The 16,577-nt window shown below is 38.1% G+C and carries 20 protein-coding genes; 18 read left to right on the forward strand and 2 right to left on the reverse strand.

The window, feature by feature from the left end:
• Nucleotides 1–186 precede the first annotated feature (186 nt).
• From BLW74_RS13905 to BLW74_RS13955, 11 genes are all read left to right on the forward strand, one after another.
• Nucleotides 187–1,011, forward strand: coding sequence for a universal stress protein (locus BLW74_RS13905; RefSeq protein ID WP_089693122.1), 825 nt, complete (start codon nt 187–189; stop codon nt 1,009–1,011).
• A 322-nt stretch (nt 1,012–1,333) separates the two neighbouring features.
• Nucleotides 1,334–1,888: a hypothetical protein gene (locus tag BLW74_RS13910; protein WP_089693124.1), complete on the forward strand. Its 555-nt coding sequence runs from the start codon at nt 1,334–1,336 to the stop codon at nt 1,886–1,888.
• 14 nt (nt 1,889–1,902) lie between these two features.
• A complete protein-coding gene (locus BLW74_RS13915; RefSeq protein WP_089693127.1) occupies nt 1,903–2,547 on the forward strand; it encodes a hypothetical protein in 645 nt (214 codons plus the stop codon).
• Nucleotides 2,548–2,560: 13 nt separating this feature from the next.
• A complete protein-coding gene (locus BLW74_RS13920; protein WP_089693129.1) occupies nt 2,561–3,331 on the forward strand; it encodes a sensor histidine kinase in 771 nt (256 codons plus the stop codon).
• Nucleotides 3,328–3,972, forward strand: a complete 645-nt coding sequence (locus BLW74_RS13925; protein WP_089693131.1) for a response regulator transcription factor — start codon at nt 3,328–3,330, stop codon at nt 3,970–3,972. The genes BLW74_RS13920 and BLW74_RS13925 overlap by 4 nt, the downstream gene beginning before the upstream one ends.
• Nucleotides 3,973–4,242: 270 nt before the next feature.
• Nucleotides 4,243–5,088 carry a caspase family protein gene (locus BLW74_RS13930; protein WP_089693133.1) on the forward strand — a complete coding sequence of 282 codons (846 nt, stop codon included), beginning with the start codon at nt 4,243–4,245 and terminating at the stop codon, nt 5,086–5,088.
• A gap of 73 nt (nt 5,089–5,161) precedes the next feature.
• Nucleotides 5,162–6,172 carry a trypsin-like serine peptidase gene (locus BLW74_RS13935; RefSeq protein ID WP_089693135.1) on the forward strand — a complete coding sequence of 337 codons (1,011 nt, stop codon included), beginning with the start codon at nt 5,162–5,164 and terminating at the stop codon, nt 6,170–6,172.
• A gap of 152 nt (nt 6,173–6,324) precedes the next feature.
• The gene (locus tag BLW74_RS13940; RefSeq protein WP_089693137.1) at nt 6,325–6,834 is read left to right on the forward strand and encodes a hypothetical protein; all 510 of its coding nucleotides are present in this window, start codon (nt 6,325–6,327) and stop codon (nt 6,832–6,834) included.
• Nucleotides 6,831–7,178 (forward strand): tRNA-binding protein, encoded by a 348-nt coding sequence (locus BLW74_RS13945; protein ID WP_089693139.1) that lies wholly within the window; start codon nt 6,831–6,833, stop codon nt 7,176–7,178. Before BLW74_RS13940 ends, BLW74_RS13945 begins: the two co-directional genes overlap by 4 nt.
• Nucleotides 7,179–7,194: 16 nt before the next feature.
• Nucleotides 7,195–7,896, forward strand: coding sequence for a 3'-5' exonuclease (locus BLW74_RS13950; RefSeq protein WP_089693141.1), 702 nt, complete (start codon nt 7,195–7,197; stop codon nt 7,894–7,896).
• A gap of 3 nt (nt 7,897–7,899) precedes the next feature.
• Nucleotides 7,900–8,226 (forward strand): SUF system Fe-S cluster assembly protein, encoded by a 327-nt coding sequence (locus BLW74_RS13955; protein ID WP_089693143.1) that lies wholly within the window; start codon nt 7,900–7,902, stop codon nt 8,224–8,226.
• 50 nt (nt 8,227–8,276) lie between these two features.
• On the opposite strand, the gene BLW74_RS13960 is transcribed toward BLW74_RS13955, so the two are convergent.
• Together BLW74_RS13960 and BLW74_RS13965 are read right to left on the reverse strand one after the other, a co-directional pair.
• Entirely contained in the window at nt 8,277–9,113 is an 837-nt protein-coding gene (locus BLW74_RS13960; protein WP_089693145.1) for a sulfurtransferase, read from the reverse strand.
• 109 nt (nt 9,114–9,222) lie between these two features.
• The gene (locus tag BLW74_RS13965) at nt 9,223–10,071 is read right to left on the reverse strand and encodes a hydroxymethylglutaryl-CoA lyase (protein ID WP_089693147.1); all 849 of its coding nucleotides are present in this window, start codon (nt 10,069–10,071) and stop codon (nt 9,223–9,225) included.
• Nucleotides 10,072–10,258: 187 nt separating this feature from the next.
• Between BLW74_RS13965 and pepT the strand changes: the two genes are divergently transcribed.
• The 7 genes from pepT to BLW74_RS14000 all read left to right on the forward strand — a co-directional run bounded on the left by pepT (nt 10,259) and on the right by BLW74_RS14000 (nt 16,550).
• Nucleotides 10,259–11,506 carry a peptidase T gene (gene pepT, locus BLW74_RS13970; protein ID WP_089693149.1) on the forward strand — a complete coding sequence of 416 codons (1,248 nt, stop codon included), beginning with the start codon at nt 10,259–10,261 and terminating at the stop codon, nt 11,504–11,506.
• 6 nt (nt 11,507–11,512) lie between these two features.
• The gene (locus BLW74_RS13975) at nt 11,513–12,079 is read left to right on the forward strand and encodes an energy transducer TonB (RefSeq protein WP_089693151.1); all 567 of its coding nucleotides are present in this window, start codon (nt 11,513–11,515) and stop codon (nt 12,077–12,079) included.
• 153 nt (nt 12,080–12,232) lie between these two features.
• Entirely contained in the window at nt 12,233–13,540 is a 1,308-nt protein-coding gene (locus BLW74_RS13980; protein WP_089693153.1) for a hypothetical protein, read from the forward strand.
• Between the two features lie 152 nt (nt 13,541–13,692).
• Nucleotides 13,693–13,935, forward strand: a complete 243-nt coding sequence (locus BLW74_RS13985) for a hypothetical protein (protein ID WP_089693155.1) — start codon at nt 13,693–13,695, stop codon at nt 13,933–13,935.
• A gap of 153 nt (nt 13,936–14,088) precedes the next feature.
• Nucleotides 14,089–14,685, forward strand: a complete 597-nt coding sequence (locus BLW74_RS13990) for a porin family protein (protein WP_089693157.1) — start codon at nt 14,089–14,091, stop codon at nt 14,683–14,685.
• A gap of 79 nt (nt 14,686–14,764) precedes the next feature.
• Nucleotides 14,765–15,823 carry a sensor histidine kinase gene (locus BLW74_RS13995; protein WP_089693159.1) on the forward strand — a complete coding sequence of 353 codons (1,059 nt, stop codon included), beginning with the start codon at nt 14,765–14,767 and terminating at the stop codon, nt 15,821–15,823.
• Nucleotides 15,816–16,550: a LytR/AlgR family response regulator transcription factor gene (locus tag BLW74_RS14000; protein ID WP_089693161.1), complete on the forward strand. Its 735-nt coding sequence runs from the start codon at nt 15,816–15,818 to the stop codon at nt 16,548–16,550. The genes BLW74_RS13995 and BLW74_RS14000 overlap by 8 nt, the downstream gene beginning before the upstream one ends.
• The last annotated feature ends 27 nt before the right edge of the window (nt 16,551–16,577 follow it).

Raw genomic sequence — 16,577 nt, forward strand, 5'->3', positions numbered from 1 at the left:
GACAACCTTCTATTTTAGACGAGACCGCCAAAACCGTGTATGAAACGTAAAATAGCAGACTTCAAATGGATGTGACGTTTCATCACCTGAAAAAGACATTTCATCATCATTTTATGCAATGTCACGTTATTTTTATGATCAGTGAACTTCTGTGTACCATAGTTTTGCAATACTAAATCCGGTACAATGAAAACAATAATTGTCTGCACAGATTTTTCCCAGGAAGCTGAAAATGCCACTCATTATGCTGCATCTATGGCAAAGGAGCATAATTACAGGATCACGCTTTTTAATCTGCAAACCGTTTCTATTCATGCTTTGAATGCACAGGCTTCGGCTGACTTTTTCTATAACCAGACTCTTAAAAATCAGCAGAAACTGGAAGATAAAGCTACTGAATTAAAAACTCTTTACGCTATTGAAACGGGCTATCATCTGGCATCCGGCAATTTCATTGAACAGCTTGAAAATTGCATACAGCTTCAGGACTGTGATTTTATAGTCATGGGAATGGGAGAAAAAACGATTGAGCAGAAGCTTTTAGGAAATAGTGTTACAAGGGCCATTCACAGAATTAAAAAACCGATCCTTATTATTCCTTCCCATATAGAATATACAGGAATCGGTAAGATTCTTTTTGCTTATGATACTCACAAAAGCGTGACGTGGTCTGCCCTGAACGAAATCTATGCTTTCATTAATGAATTTGATGCTGAGATTGAAGTATTTAATGTGAGTGAAAGACTGGAAGAATTTACCGAAGTGATGCGTGATATTGACCTGAACTCCGGTTACGATCTGGATGATATTAAATACAGCTTTAAGATGATTCAGTCCATCGAAGTGATCAAAGCCATTGAAGAAGAAATAAAACTCAGCAATCCTGATCTTCTTACTATGGTTCCTTACCAATACAACCTGATAGAATCTCTATTTCACCGTAGCAAAACAGCTATTATGGCTTATAAAAATAAAATACCATTACTATCAATTCCCCTAAACATAGATTAAGGTCAATAAAAATCTGTACACATTTGAATGATCCTTTTTGCCTTTAAAGGCTAAATTTTACACTTAATCTTGTTTAACATGACCGGAAATAATTTTCCGGTCATGTTTTTACGCATGATTTCAGGAGATGTAAAAAGAGGGCAATTTTTCTATTTTAATGAACATAACGGGAACATCTTATCCTTAAAAAACAAATATGCACACTCTATTCAACTGAATATCAAAAAGTCGTAAATTTAATAAAGGATAAAAACAGTGTTTTCCCTCTTTTTTATAGTTGTGCTGTTAGCTAATTTTGTTCCATAAATTAAACACCATACAAATGAAAACTCCCTTTTTTACTAAGATTTTAAGTCCGTTGTGTGCCGCTTTCATTCTGGCTTTCTGCCTGTTTAGCTGCACCCGTTGCTCTGAACCACCTCAAGAACCCGTGAGTAACAGTTATAAAAAGAAACTGATCAGCTACCGTGAAGGAAGAGTTCTTTTTGATGAATACACCAGAACCAATCATGAAGTTCTTATGAAGTCCAGAAATGGTGAACCCGACTCCCGATGGTACTGGTTTTCACTGGAAGATATGGAAGGATATATCAAGTATGTAAAAGAAAACGCCAAAAAACAAAAATTAAAAAATCCGGGAATCAGAATTTATATGGGGAAATACCCTATGAATCATCCAAAAAACAGAATGGCAAAGCCGGAATATGCAGGCTATCAGACTATATTTTTAGTTCCTACCGCTCAACAACGGAACCGAACCAATGCTAAATCAAGATCTGCCTCCACTGAAGAAAATACAGATGTGCCTTCAATAGAATCTATGAACATGACCAATCTGGCACCGCCGCCAAAAGCGCTATCAGGAACAATGCCTTAAAAAAACACCATATTATGAACTGGAATATTGATACAGGGAAACAGGTTTCGATGATCATCTCCATTCTAGTAATGGTTGTAATGATCCTGAAATATAGAAAAACCGGAAAGGAAAATTTATTTTTTATCATTGGATATCTGTTGTTTTCCCTGATTGATATTTTCTGTTATTTCTACTATCGGTTTACAGGTATGCCTACGGACGTCTTTTATGTAATTGGCTTTTTGATGATTGTCTTTTTTTTGTATCTACTGTATTATTACCAATTACTGTACGCTCCGCTGCTCAAAAAGTTACAGTTTATTATTCTGATTCTTTTTGTCCTTAATATTGCTTTCATGTTTTACACAGAGGATGATCTGCTTCATCATTTTTCTTTTACTATGCTGTATGTAGATATTCTCCTGCTCTTATTTTCTATTATATTGTTTCTGTATCAGACTTTTAACTCCGATAAGATACTGGGAATTAATAATTATCTGCCTTTCTGGATATCCGTGGCTCTGCTGATCTTTTTTATCGGAAGCATTCCGATTCTGTTTTTCAGAACTACGGTTTCAGAAAGTATTTATTTCTTCATTTTATTTATGCTGAATCTGATCAGTAACAGTATCCTGATATTTGGCTTAATCAGAAACAAACAGGAAAGAACCCGATAAATACTTCATCAATATGGAAGAGAATAATTTGGTCATCATCTTTACTGTTACTTTATTCATCGTTGTTTTAACAATGATCTTCATTTACGTGATCTTTATTAAGAAAAAAACAACACTGGTGATTGAGCAAAAGGAAAAAGATCTCCGGTTTGAAAAGGAACTGGCTACTTCACAGGTAGAGATGAAAGAACAGACTCTCAACTATATAGGACAGGAACTGCATGATGATCTGGGGCAAAAACTTTCTGTAGTCCGGCTGCGACAAAACCAGCTGATTACCAAATTAAAAAGCTCCGAAAAAGAAGACCTCATCGAACTGAATGATTTGCTTGGCGAATGTATACAGGATATCAGAAACCTCTCTAAAACACTTATCACCGAACAGATTATTCATTTCGGACTGGCAGAATCTATTGAAAGAGAGGTCAGCAGGATCAAGAAACTGAAATTACTAAAAATAGAATTCGTGACTCAAAAACAGGATATTGATATCACTCCTAAACATGGTCTGATACTTTTCAGGATTGTTCAGGAAAGCATCAACAATATTCTGAAGCATTCCAAAGCCAAAAATGTTTTGATAAAGATAGAAGACGACTGTGAGAAATTACACATCAGTATTTCTGATAATGGAAAAGGCTTTGATATCAACAGTATTCAGGACGGCTCGGGATTAAAAAATATGGAGCTGAGAGCTAAGCTGATTCATGCGGAAATGTCTATACATTCAGAACTGAATAAAGGAACACAAACTCTGATAACCTATCACAAAAATTTATTATGAAAACTATTCCCATAGCGATCGTTGATGATCATACTTTAATCTCCAAAGCGCTGGAGAATATGATTACGGAAAACACTCAGTATAAAGTCATTATGAATCACCCTAATGGTGAAGATTTTATTGCAGGTATAGAAAACGCGTCCGAATTGCCTGCTGTAGTGTTGATGGATGTTAACATGCCTTATAAAAACGGTATTGAAACCACCGAATGGCTTACCGAAAACTATCCGGAAATAAAAGTGATTGCCCTGACGATGGATGATGATGAAAAGGTTCTTATCAGAATGCTGAAAGCCGGCGCTAAAGGATATCTGCTAAAAGACATGCAGCCTTCTATTCTCTTTCAGGCTATTGACACCGTATTTGAGAAAGGCAGCTTTTATACGGATTTTGTCGCCCAACAATTATTGAAAGTAAAAACAGAGGAAATGAAAAATGCTTCTCTCCTCTCAGAACTGAAAGACAGAGAGAAAGAGTTTATAAAATGGGCATGCAGCGAACTTACTTACAAGGAGATCGCTGACAAAATGTGCCTGAGTCCTAAAACCATTGACGGCTACAGAGATTCCGTTTTTGTAAAACTGGATATAAAAAACAGAGCAGGGCTGGTACTTTTCGCTTTGAAACATAACCTTTGCTGATTGAATATTCCAGCATTTTAAACTGATTTATTATTCTGTAAAAAACTTCCTGCATTTTAATTACGGATCCGGCAGCTTTTCAAGCTGCCGGATTTTTAATTACATAACAATCTCATTTACAATTCAAAAGGTGTTTTCCCTTTTTCAAAATACGGTTTTCTCCTCTGTTTTTGTCCTTCAGAATGATGGAATTTTGTCATAGAAAAAAACACGAAAAGGCAGAACCCGAAAAGCCGAAACAGAGTAGGGAATATTTTTAAAACTAATACAATGAAAAAAGCACTTATCGTAGGTATTAATGATTATGCACCCATCGGATACGGAGGTCCGGATCTTAATGGCTGTGTAAATGATGCGAGAGATATGGCAAACACGCTGGTTATCTGCGGATTCAGCCCTGCAAAGATTAAAATCCTGACCAATCAAAATGCCACAAGAGCGAATATATTAAACTATCTGAAATCCATGATCAGCACCAGTGTAAAAGGAGATTCTCTTGTTTTTTATTATTCAGGTCACGGAACCAGAGTGGCGAATATCGGAACAGATCTGGAACTGGATGGCTTAGACGAAGCGATTTGCCCGCACGATTATGCCAGTGCAGGGGTTATTCGTGATGATGATTTTAAAACTGTTCTCAGCAAGCTAAAAGCCGGAGTGAATATGGAAGTCATCTTCGACTGCTGTTATTCCGGAACAGGAACCCGAAAAATGGATCTGGGACTGGAAGCAGATCTTCTTAACGAAACCGCCCGTTATATTCCTCCAATGCTGGAAGATGAGTTTTATCTGACCTACGCCAGTGAAATGGAGGCTTCTAAAAGTTCAAAAAAATCAACCGTTCTTACCAAAGCACTGATTCCTGTTGCCGGAATGAACCACACGTTGTGGGCAGCAGCGAAGGACAATCAGGTATCTATGGAAGGTAATATCAGCGGACAGATACGCGGGTACTTCACTTATCATTTCTGTAAAATACTTCGTGCTACCAACGGAAATATCGTCCGAAAAACACTTGACAAACAAGTTGCCATTGCATTAGCAGCTATGGGAGCAGCTCAAATTAATCAAACTGAAAGCATTACTGCCGAATTTTCACAAAAAATATTCACTTAACCATAAAACTATACCGGCGGAATCCGAAAAGCCATCAAAAGAGTAGGAACACACTAGATTAAAAATAATAATCATGTCAAAAATTGAAAACAACAACCCCATGACCGCTGAAGAGGTTTTAAGACTCAGAACCGTTAAAGCAAAATCCACTGAAAAACCCTCTGTCATTGAAAAATTATTCAGCCAGCGCCCAGCTATGGAAACCATTAACGGAAGAACTTTCCCGAAAGGAATGAAGACCATAGGAATGCCTATGGATGAAAAAACAGCAGAAAACCGTGCTCTGGAAACCGATCATTTCTACCCTACCCATGCCGATTTTGAATACAGCCCAAAACTGGAACCTAAAAAAGACCGTAAACCTAAGTTCATTGAAAGAGATTCTTTCCTGACTCCTGAAAATGCAAGAACAATTTTCGGAACGGATCAGAGAAAAGTATACAATTCTACAGCTTACCCTTGGAGATGTGTAGGCAGAGTAGAAAGTTCTCTAGGATCAGGAAGCGGCGTAATGATCGGGCCAAGACACCTTCTTACCTGCTCTCATATTGTAGACTGGCAGCCTAATAATACAACAGGATGGCTTAAGTTCACCCCTATGTATTATAACGGAAGCGCTCCTTACGGAACGGCTTGGGGTACCTTAACCTATTACAAGTATAAAGTAGCTGGCCCTACCATCGACTCTACAGAGATCCAATATGATTATGTAGTGATTGTCTTAGACAGACCTATCGGAAACAGTACAGGTTGGTTAGGTTCAAAATCCTACTCAGATTCCTGGGATGGAGGAGCTTACTGGACTCATGCAGGTTATCCGGGAGACCTTACAGGAACGCAAAGACCAACGTACCAAACAGGTATTGCCCTGGACGGAGATTTCTGGAGTGCTGATGACAACGAAAGCATGAGCCATAAAGCAGATATATGGCCTGGACAAAGCGGAGGTCCTTTCTGGGGATATTGGGACGGCTCTCCATATGCTGTGGCTACTCAAAGTGCCCATAATCCAAGTGATAATTTTGCAAGTGGCGGCTCAGATTTAGTCAATCTGGTCATCAGGGCGAGAAATGAACATCCTTAATTTATTTTTTTAGCCTATATTCAGTAACATCCCGTTTTTAAAGACGGGATTTTGTATGCTGTTTAAATATATTCTGTTATCATTTTCATTTTTAAGCAATCGTTCTGTGTATTCTCAATATTTTAATACATTTGTTACTAAACATATTTCAGATGAATTTCGAACAGATCAATTTACACCTTGAAGCCTATAAAGAACATGATCAGATTCTGGATGCAGCAAAATACCTGATCCATTCTTTCGATTTGGAGCATGAAAACTTTGCAGGGTTCGGATTTAGGCAGGAATTATCGCCCACTTCGATGCTTCTTACAGCAGAAGGCGACCTGGGAGGGCCTCAGACAGTAATGATCCCCAAAAATTTATTTGATTTTGACCTGAACCTTGTTCTGAATATGGTGGCCCACGAAATGCTTCATGTAAGACAAAAAGCTCCGGGGCAGGTCATTGAAGACAAAAATGAGAGAGAATTTCAGGCGTATTATGAGATGCTTTTTCATAAAGTATTCCCGCAGATACCGGAAGTTTCGGATTTTCATAAAAAATTCTTCGGCGGTAAAGCTCTGGAATATTATAAAAGAATGGGGGAAGGCTCTATGCTACAACAAAAATATGCAGAACAGAAAACAGAAGTAGAACATTTAATTAACGAATTACCATGACAGTAAAACCAGACATCACCTGGGCAGATTTTGAAAAAATAGACATCAGATGCGGAACGATAATCTCTGTAAACGATTTTGAAAAGGCAAGAAACCCATCTTACCAGCTTGAGATTGATTTCGGAGACTTGGGAATCCGAAAATCATCTGCACAGATCACTACTCTTTATAAAAAAGAAGAGCTTGTGGGCAAACAGATTCTAGCCGTGGTAAATTTCCCTAAAAAACAGATTGCCAACTTCTTCAGTGAGTGTCTTGTACTGGGATTATATGGTGAAGACAAAAGTGATGTCACGCTTTTAACCCCTTCACTTCCCACAAAAAACGGAATGCAGGTAGGATAGACCAACAAAACACAATATGATACAAAGCATACCTTTAGAAAGAGTTTTATTCCTTGATATTGAGACCGTTCCGCAGGCCGGATCTTGGGACGACCTGTCCGAAACCGATCAGTATCTCTGGGATAAAAAAACAAAATTTCAGCGCAAAGAAGATGTCTCTGCAGAAGAATTTTATGACAGAGCCGGTATTATGGCCGAGTTTGGAAAAATCATCTGCATCACCATCGGAATGGTTGAAAAGAATGAAACGTTAAAAATAAAAAGCTTTTCTGGGCACGATGAAAAGAAAATGCTTCAGGAATTTGGAGAAATCTTCAACAGCCCAAGGCTTTACAATGTGATTCTCTGTGCACATAATGGAAAAGAATTTGATTTTCCGTGGATTGCAAGACGCTATCTCATTAATGGAATGCAGCCTCCTGCCCCGTTTCAGATGTTCGGAAAAAAGCCATGGGAAGTTCCTCACATAGATACAATGGAGCTTTGGAAGTTCGGGGACTATAAAAGCTTTGTATCGCTGGAACTACTGGCTCATGTTTTTGGAATTCCTACTCCAAAAGATGATATTGACGGCTCAATGGTTTCATCAATTTACTACATAGAAAAAGACTTGCAGAGAATTGTTGACTATTGTGAAAAAGATGTCTTAACTTTGGCAAATGTTTTCCGGCGCATGCGTCAGGAAGATTTGTTGAAAAGGAATATCAATCTAGATTAAAAAATGAAATTTACAGACGATCAAATTGCTGACATTGGTGAGGAAATCATTGGTGTGTTGAAAACCGTATATGACCCTGAAATTCCGGTAGATATCTACGAACTGGGGCTGATTTACGATGTCCAGATCTCCGATGATGCTGACGTAAAAATTATAATGACACTTACGACTCCCAACTGTCCCGTGGCAGAAACTCTCCCTCAGGAAGTAAAAGATAAGGTGGGTGAAGTAGAGAACGTAAAAAGTGTAGATTTGGAGCTTACTTTCGAACCGAGCTGGAATAAGGATATGATGAGTGAAGAAGCAAAGTTTGAGCTGGGAATGCTTTAAATAGTACCTTTGATAATATAAAACCCCGAAAAATTTTCGGGGTTTTTATTTTAAATATCGGTTGCTATTTCTTTTCCTTCCCTCCTGCTCCACTCACTCCATGAACCTACGTACAGATCAGGAATGGGAAATCCCGCATAGTCCAAAGCCAAAATTGTATGACAGGCAGTAACTCCAGATCCACAGTGAATAATCAGATGCTCAGGTTTGTTTTCTAACAACTGCTTATATTTTTCTTTTAAAATTTCATGACTCAAAAAATTACCGTTTTCATCAAGATTTTCAGAAAAAGGAATATTAATGGCTCCCGGAATATGTCCCGCCGCCAGATCAATCGGTTCAGATTCACCTTTATAACGGTAAGCATCTCTGACGTCAATCACAGTAGAAGAACCGTTTTTCAATTCAATTTCAACAACTTCCAGACTTGAAAGAGGAAGAGACCAATCATCTTTTTTGAGTAAATAAGCTTTATCAAATGTTTCCTCTCCCGAAGAAAATTCTAATCCTGCTTTTTCTGCTGCCTGCATTCCGCCATCAAGAACCTGAACTTTTTCAAATCCAAAAGATCTTAACATCCACCACGCTCTAGCAGCTGCATTCGAAGCATTTTTATCATCATACACAACAATATGAGCTCCTTCCGAAATGCCAAGATTTGAAAGGGTTTCAACAAACTTTTCTACAGAAGGAAGCGGGTGTCTGCCCCCAAACGCAGCATCCTCTCCTATTTCAGCCAGATCTTTGTCTAAGTCTATGAATCTTGCTCCTTTGAGATGTTTTTCAAGGTAATTCTGCTTTACATCTTTCCCGGTTCTTGCATCAAGAAGGATAAGATTTTCTGTTGGAATATTCTTAAGATCGGATGGTGAGATGATTGGAGACATTTTGTTGATTTTTGGGGTTAATTTAAGTATGTTTTGGCTAAAGCCATGTATATTTCAATATAGTAAAGCGGGCTAAAGCCCGCTCCTATTGATTTTTTATTCTTCCTACTTAAAAATGAAAAATATCTTTCGCCTTGTTATAAGAGCTTTCAAAGTTCAGAAGGTTCAGTTTATGGTCTGCCTTTTCAACACTCATGAAGTTGATGACCTGCTCTGTAGGCATATTCCCTACAAGATCATCTTTCGCCATAGGACATCCTCCGATTCCTTTGATAGCGCTGTCAAATCTTCGGCAGCCTTTATCGTAAGCCGCTTTTAATTTGGAATAGGAATCTTCATAACGGTTATGAAAATGTCCTCCGAAGTTAATTTCAGGGTACTTTGACGGTATTTTTTCAAACAAAAGAGCAATCGTTTCCGGAGTTGCAACACCGGTTGTATCAGATAATAAAATATCTTTCACACCAATATCAGAGAATCTTTGTGCCCAATGATCTACATCTTCCCACTTCCACATTTCACCGTAGGGGTTTCCAAAGGCCATTGAAAAGTAGATATTAAGCTGTTTTCCCTCGCTTTTTACCAGATCAAGCATTTTAATGATTTCATCGAAAGCTTCTTCCTGACTTTTATTCGTATTTCTGTGCTGAAAAGTTTCGGAAATAGAAAACGGGAACCCAAGTATATCTACCGATTGGTGTTTCAATGCTTTTTCGGCACCTCTATAGTTACCAATGATGGCGGAAACTTTTGTTTTGGAACGTGATTTGTCGATATTTTCGGCCACCACATCAGAATCTGCCATCTGCGGAATTGCTTTCGGAGAAACAAAACTCAGACAATCCAATACATCAAAGCCAACATCCATCAAGGAGTTGATATAATCTATTTTTTTATCGGTAGGGATAAATTCTCCCCATCCCTGCATGGCATCTCTAGGACATTCGGTAAGAAACATTGTTACTTTTTGATTTTCTCAAATATAATAAAACTAAACTACTTGGTATACTGTACATACAAAGCTAACACTATTTTGATTTTCAAAGATTTATAACTGATTAATAATTTCAATAACTGATATTAAATCGCAAATAAGGTATTCTCAGCATCAAATTTGCTAACTTTGTTAAAATTTATGATATCTGATGAGTACAATAGAATTCAACCCTTTGTGGAAAGAAAAGTTACTGAACCGTTTTCTTAGCTATGTAAAAATATATTCAACCAGCGATGCAGAAAGTGAAACTACACCTTCTACTCCGCGTCAGTGGGATATTGCCAACTATATTACTGAAGAACTGAAGACTATCGGCTTGGAAAATGTTTCAATTGATGAACACGGTTATATTATGGGCTATGTTCCTTCTAACCTTGAAAACGATGACAGACCTACGATCGGGTTTATTTCACATTATGATACATCACCGGATTTCAGCGGAGACAATGTAAAGCCTCAGGTTTGGGAAAATTATGACGGGAATGATCTTCTTTTGAATCAGTCTACAGGATTCACATTATCTCCTTCAAGATTTGAAAGCTTAAAAAAATATGTTGGCCAGACATTAATTACCACAGACGGAACAACTCTTCTTGGTGCTGATGATAAAGCAGGCTGTGCAGAAATTGTAACCGCTGCGGAATATCTTATTGCTCATCCTGAGATCAAACATGGAAGAATTGCTGTAGGATTTACTCCGGATGAAGAAATCGGAAGAGGAGCTCATAAATTTGATGTTGCTAAATTTGGCGCAGAATGGGCTTATACGATGGATGGTGGAGAAGTTGGTGAACTGGAATATGAAAACTTTAATGCTGCCGGAGCTGTGGTAAAAATCCACGGATTAAGTGTTCACCCTGGTTATGCCTACGGAAAAATGATCAATGCAGCTCTTTTAGCGGCTGAATTTGCTCAAATGCTTCCAGCTGACGAAACACCTGCCACAACAAAAGGCTTCGACGGATTCTACCATTTGATGGATATTACGGCAGATATTTCTGAGGCTAAACTTCAGTACATCATCCGTGATCACGATGCAGATAAATTTGAGGCCAGAAAGAAATTCATGGAAGAAAAAGTAGCTGAATTCAACCAAAAACATGGTGAAGGAACTGCTGAAGTGGAGATCAAAGAACAGTACAGAAACATGAAGCAGCAATTCGAAGGTAAAATGCATATTGTGGATCTTGCTGCAAAAGCCATGACTGAAGCTGGAATCGAGCCTAAGATCAAGGCTATCCGCGGAGGAACAGACGGAGCCCAGCTTTCTTATATGGGACTTCCATGCCCTAATATTTTCGCAGGAGGAATCAACTTCCACGGGCCCTACGAGTACGTAGCGTTAGAAAGTATGGAAAAAGCAACTGAGGTCATTATTAATATTGTAAAAGCTTAATCAGTCATGAAAAAGGTCTTAGCATCAGCATTCATTTTCACTTTTATTTTTGGCAGTGCCCAGGTTTCTGAATTCCAGAGGGCAGATTCCCGCTATGAGAGAAAGAAAACGGCTCTGTATAACAAATATCCTAAGCCTAATGATTTAAGAACAAAGAAAGAATGGCTCCTGACAGAGGATAAAATTGCAGCTTACAAAGAAACTTTAGATAAAGCATCTCTGGATGATAAAAAGATGGTTGCAGCAGATCCTCCTGTAAAAACAAAGGTTACCAAAGAAGCTGAGTACGACAAAGGAAAGGCTGCTTTCCAAAAGCAATTATCCGAAGCTGTCAATCTTGATTTTTTAGGTTTTTATTCGGATTCTTATAAAGTAACACTCACCTTTGTGGTAGATTCTAAAGGAAATGCTCTTGATCCTAACGTAAAAGGAAATAACGAGGATGTCAATGCATTCATTGAAGCAGCTTTTTACCGAATCAAAGAGAAAGGAAAATGGAAACCCGCAGAAGATAAGGGAAAACCGGTATCCTCTACTGTTTCTCTCCCCTTAACATTCATTTTTAAGAAATAATATCACCAACCCGCTCTCATGAGCGGGTTTTTCTTTTTTATGTATGAATAATGTTACTGAAAATCATTATGTTATTGACAGTAATTTAATATAAATCCTTTGTAAGCCATAGATAATTCTTCTAAATTAGAGAGGAACTTAAAATCACAGCTTATGAAAATGAAATCTAATCATTTCAAAATCAACAGAAAATTTTATTCTTCTTTTCTTTTTTCTATTTTCTGTTTGTTTCTCTTAACGTCTTGTTCTCAGGATGATCCGGCGGATACTCCTGCTGAAAAGCCCACACAGTCTGTTCAAATGAAGACTTTGGGAAATCTGACTTTACAAAAAAATGTTATTATTCTGAATGATGAATCGGTCAATGCTATTTCTGCTTATAACGAAGGGCAAATTACCTTTAGCCGCATGACTCCGCAGACAGATAGTATTTCCACAGGAACTGTTATTGTGGGCACAAAAGTAGAAGGCGATCAGGTGAGTACAATCCTTTCAAAAGTAAGCTCGGTTTCTAAAGTGAATAACCAGTTCACCGTACAAACATCCAGCGCAAAGCTTGAAGAGTTTATTTATAGCGGAACACTAAGCGGGGTATACGATCCATCCGGCAAAGCACCTGTTACTATTGATGGGAAAATGGTGAATTATGTTCCTGTAGAAGGGATGGTTTCCCAGGAAATCAATAATAAAATTCTTTCCATCGAAGCAAGGAATCTCCAAAAACAAAAAGTAGTTGCTTTCAATCGTTTTAATTTTGATAAAACTTTTTCCTTCCCTTTATCTTCAGCGGGAACATCAAGCGTTAATGTAAAAGGTGGATTTACACCAAAAATAGACTATCATATTACGTTTTCGTGGGGTCACTTATCGGATTTTTATGTCAACTTTATCATGGATGACCTACAGCTTCAGAGTACAGCAAGTATTGTTGGCAGCCTCGGCTATACAGCAAGCACCACAGATTATCTGAACATCCCTATTGTTCCGATCGTTTTAGGACCTACCGGATTGATCTTAAGCCCTACGATTTCTGCAGGCCCGTTTCTTGGAGTACAGGCAACAGGAAAGGTGCAGGGACAGCTTCTGGACCTTGAAGGAAGTGCAAACTTCCTGGTCAGTAAAACGCCGGAAATTAATATTCATCTTCAAAAGAAATCAGATCCTGCCATTACCGGTCTTCAAGGCAACTTATCTGCCGAAACCGGTTTAGAAGCGAAAGGAGCTGTAGGACTGATGTTTATTTCTGTCCCTCTTGCCAATTCCGGAGTAAGGGGAAGAGCTTCTGCCCTTTCAGCTTTAGACCTCACGTTCATTCCTGAAAAAAAGGGTATATTTTCTGTAAAAGGTAAAATCCAGGCAGATATGTTTTACGGTTTTGGAATTGCTCCTTTAAGATACGAAGGAACCTTTCCTCTTTTCAAAAAAGAATATACGCTGTATCAAAAGGATTTCAGTTTCTAAGACAACTTTCCAACACTCATATAAAGGCCGCTTTTTTAGCGGCCTTCTTCGAATAACGAATCTGCATACAATTCATTTACAATTATTTAAGACAAATTTGTTATATTTACAAGAATGTATAATATAAACAATAACATTTAAAACCAACGATCATGAAAACTATGAAAAAACTTTTGAGAAAAGACTTGTCTGTAATTCTGGGCAGCGGTATAGACAGCTGCCATATGGGCGGAGATTTTTATAACTGCCAGAATGACTGCCAATGCGCATGGGGAAAAGCTTGCGAAATGTATGAAGACGGCAGCCCGGGGCAATGTATTGCCGTAGGCGGCGGTGGAAATCCTGGAGGTGGCGGATGTATTCCTCCTTCTATTTGTGAAGAACAACCTTATTAGCAATCATAGAAACCGGAAACAGTACTGCTTCCGGTTTTTATTTTCATCAGAAAACAGATCCTTATCAAAGCATTGCTGCCGTTCATCAAATAAAATTTCATTCCTCACCTCATCATTGTTGCTTTGCATCAGATTTTTAATAACAATTAATTTATGAAGCAGCAATTTTTTGCTCTGAGTGCATTTTTAGGATGCATTTTTTGCACCATCGAAACCAAAGCACAGCAGACACCAGCTTTTCACATTGGAGTAAAGGGAGGGGCCAACTTTACAAAAACCTCCATGGAATCTTCTTCTCTGGAAGGGAAGTACGGATTCGGTTATCAGGCAGGGGTAATGACAAGGCTGGACATCGGAAAACTGTATGTGCAGGGAGAAGCCCTGTTCAACAAAAGAAAAGCAAAATACCAGGTCCAAGACGGAAGCTCTTCAACACTTTCCTGGAACGCTATTGATATTCCTGTCGTGGTAGGATATAAACTGATCAAGGCTGATGATTTTAATGTAAGAATATTTGCCGGAGGAGTGTACAGCTATGCATTCAACAATAATGTGTCTACTTCTGAGGCTCTTCAGCAGGGGTTTAAAAAATTTGACAAATCCAATATGGGTATTACGGGAGGTGTAGGATTGGATTATAAGAATTTCACATTTGATCTGAGATATGAGACGGGTCTTACAAGCATTAGTAAAGAATTTAAGTCAAAACCCCACAGTTTTTCCCTGGGAATAGGCTATTTCCTATTCTAAAAAACTTAAATTATCTTTACCTTTTAGAAACTGTTTTCCCTGCAGTTTCTAATTTTTTTATCAACCTATTTCCGGATCCATGACAAAATCTTTTGTTTTAAAAGAATATCTATTTACTTTTATTTTCTGGCTTGTATTGGCTATTGTATTGTGGTTTAATTTCCAGAGTACAACAGAAACTTATCTTGCGATGACCCAGGCTGCGATTATTGCAGCATTCTCGTTTACATTTACTCATTTTTTAACCAATAAACTTCTGCCGAAAGCACTTCGGGAAAAGAAAATGAAACGGTTTCTGATACAGTTGATAATGGTTATTTTCATGCTTAGCCTGGTTTTTTCCATTATATTCACGTATCTTGAGGTTGAACCGAAGGATCAGCTTCCGGAAAACTTCAGAGATCAGCTGCCTTTTTTGTGGAAGGGCTTTTATATGTCCCTGCCAGCCTCCTTTCTGATTAACGGAGCGGCGTGCGGGGTAAAATTTTATAATGAGCACGGAAGAATAGAGCGTGATCATATTCTTCTTCAGCAGGCTCATCTGGAAAACCAGCTCAAACTTTTGCAGGACCAGATTAATCCCCATGTAGTATTCAATATTCTGAACCACATTCATATTCTCATGAAAAAGGACACCCAACTCGCTGATTATCTCCTGCTTAAATTTTCAGACATTTTGCGCTATCAGCTTTACCATTGTAATGAAAACCTGGTTTTCCTGAATAAAGATATCGAACATATACAAAATCTTGTAGAAGTTGAAAAACTAAGATGGGGTAACGAACTGGATGTAAAGGAAAGCTGGGAAATAACTCATAAAAAACTTTTCATAGCTCCCCTTCTTTTGGTTGCTTTTATTGAGAATGCTTTTAAATATGTCTGCAGGCTTCCGGGACATGAAGGATATGTTGAAATTATTTGTAAAGAAGAAAACAATACGCTTTATTTCTGCGTTGAAAATTCCTATTCTGATATCGCAATTCATAAAAAGAAAGACCGCACAGGCGGAATTGGCCTTCACAATGTACAGAAACGATTAAAGCTTCAATATCCGGATTCTCATGATCTAAAGATTGAAACGAACAATAATGTGTTTAAAGTAACCCTAATATTAAAATTATCTGATCATAATGAGTAGTAATATCCCTAAAATGAAGTGCCTGATTATAGATGACGAGCCTCTGGCAAGATTCCACCTTAAAGAACTCGCGGATCAGATTGATTTTCTATCCGTTGAAGGTACCTGTGCCACAGCTTTGGAGGCAGATACCATAGTGAAAGAGAATGAAATTGATCTCCTTTTTTTGGATATCAACATGCCTTATCTTACAGGGTTGGAATTTTTGGAGCAGCTGGAAAATCCTCCTTTATGTATTCTTACAACGGCTTATTCTGAATATGCTCTGGAAGGATTCCGGCTGCAGGTAGCGGACTATCTTTTAAAGCCTATTGCTTTTAATCGTTTTTATCAGGCGGTCAATAAAGCACAGCAGCAGTTTATCATCAGTGAAAAACTGAAAAAAAATACGCTTCTGGATGATCCTTTTCTGTATGTGAGGCAGTCTGATACTTTTATCAAGGTTTCCTGGGTAGATATTCTTTACATCGAAAGCATGCAGAATTACACCAAACTTCATTTCAAAGACAAATCACTGGTTATTCATCAGACCATGAAGGCTATTGAAGAATCTCTTCCTTCAGACCATTTTTTCAGGATTCATAAATCTTACCTCATCAATATTACCCATATTGATATGATTTCCGGAGGACGTCTTTTCATTAATAAAACGGAGCTTCCCGTATCACGCAGCCGAAAGGAAGAACTGCTAAACCAGGTGGTCTATAAAAAACTAATCAGTAAATAGCGGAAGAAAGAAGCCTGCAGCGGAAGA

Origin of the sequence: Chryseobacterium culicis, assembly GCF_900108365.1 — a bacterium.
GTDB classification, from domain to species: Bacteria; Bacteroidota; Bacteroidia; order Flavobacteriales; family Weeksellaceae; genus Chryseobacterium; species Chryseobacterium culicis.

What these genes read in the sequence shown, in the direction of transcription:
- BLW74_RS13905 (WP_089693122.1), top strand. Translation starts at nt 187, where the DNA reads ATGAAAACAATAATTGTCTGCACAGATTTTTCCCAGGAAGCTGAAAAT.
- BLW74_RS13910 (WP_089693124.1), top strand. Translation starts at nt 1,334, where the DNA reads ATGAAAACTCCCTTTTTTACTAAGATTTTAAGTCCGTTGTGTGCCGCT.
- BLW74_RS13915 (WP_089693127.1), top strand. Translation starts at nt 1,903, where the DNA reads ATGAACTGGAATATTGATACAGGGAAACAGGTTTCGATGATCATCTCC.
- BLW74_RS13920 (WP_089693129.1), top strand. Translation starts at nt 2,561, where the DNA reads ATGGAAGAGAATAATTTGGTCATCATCTTTACTGTTACTTTATTCATC.
- BLW74_RS13925 (WP_089693131.1), top strand. Translation starts at nt 3,328, where the DNA reads ATGAAAACTATTCCCATAGCGATCGTTGATGATCATACTTTAATCTCC.
- BLW74_RS13930 (WP_089693133.1), top strand. Translation starts at nt 4,243, where the DNA reads ATGAAAAAAGCACTTATCGTAGGTATTAATGATTATGCACCCATCGGA.
- BLW74_RS13935 (WP_089693135.1), top strand. Translation starts at nt 5,162, where the DNA reads ATGTCAAAAATTGAAAACAACAACCCCATGACCGCTGAAGAGGTTTTA.
- BLW74_RS13940 (WP_089693137.1), top strand. Translation starts at nt 6,325, where the DNA reads ATGAATTTCGAACAGATCAATTTACACCTTGAAGCCTATAAAGAACAT.
- BLW74_RS13945 (WP_089693139.1), top strand. Translation starts at nt 6,831, where the DNA reads ATGACAGTAAAACCAGACATCACCTGGGCAGATTTTGAAAAAATAGAC.
- BLW74_RS13950 (WP_089693141.1), top strand. Translation starts at nt 7,195, where the DNA reads ATGATACAAAGCATACCTTTAGAAAGAGTTTTATTCCTTGATATTGAG.
- BLW74_RS13955 (WP_089693143.1), top strand. Translation starts at nt 7,900, where the DNA reads ATGAAATTTACAGACGATCAAATTGCTGACATTGGTGAGGAAATCATT.
- BLW74_RS13960 (WP_089693145.1), bottom strand. Translation starts at nt 9,113, where the DNA reads ATGTCTCCAATCATCTCACCATCCGATCTTAAGAATATTCCAACAGAA.
- BLW74_RS13965 (WP_089693147.1), bottom strand. Translation starts at nt 10,071, where the DNA reads ATGTTTCTTACCGAATGTCCTAGAGATGCCATGCAGGGATGGGGAGAA.
- pepT (WP_089693149.1), top strand. Translation starts at nt 10,259, where the DNA reads ATGAGTACAATAGAATTCAACCCTTTGTGGAAAGAAAAGTTACTGAAC.
- BLW74_RS13975 (WP_089693151.1), top strand. Translation starts at nt 11,513, where the DNA reads ATGAAAAAGGTCTTAGCATCAGCATTCATTTTCACTTTTATTTTTGGC.
- BLW74_RS13980 (WP_089693153.1), top strand. Translation starts at nt 12,233, where the DNA reads ATGAAAATGAAATCTAATCATTTCAAAATCAACAGAAAATTTTATTCT.
- BLW74_RS13985 (WP_089693155.1), top strand. Translation starts at nt 13,693, where the DNA reads ATGAAAACTATGAAAAAACTTTTGAGAAAAGACTTGTCTGTAATTCTG.
- BLW74_RS13990 (WP_089693157.1), top strand. Translation starts at nt 14,089, where the DNA reads ATGAAGCAGCAATTTTTTGCTCTGAGTGCATTTTTAGGATGCATTTTT.
- BLW74_RS13995 (WP_089693159.1), top strand. Translation starts at nt 14,765, where the DNA reads ATGACAAAATCTTTTGTTTTAAAAGAATATCTATTTACTTTTATTTTC.
- BLW74_RS14000 (WP_089693161.1), top strand. Translation starts at nt 15,816, where the DNA reads ATGAGTAGTAATATCCCTAAAATGAAGTGCCTGATTATAGATGACGAG.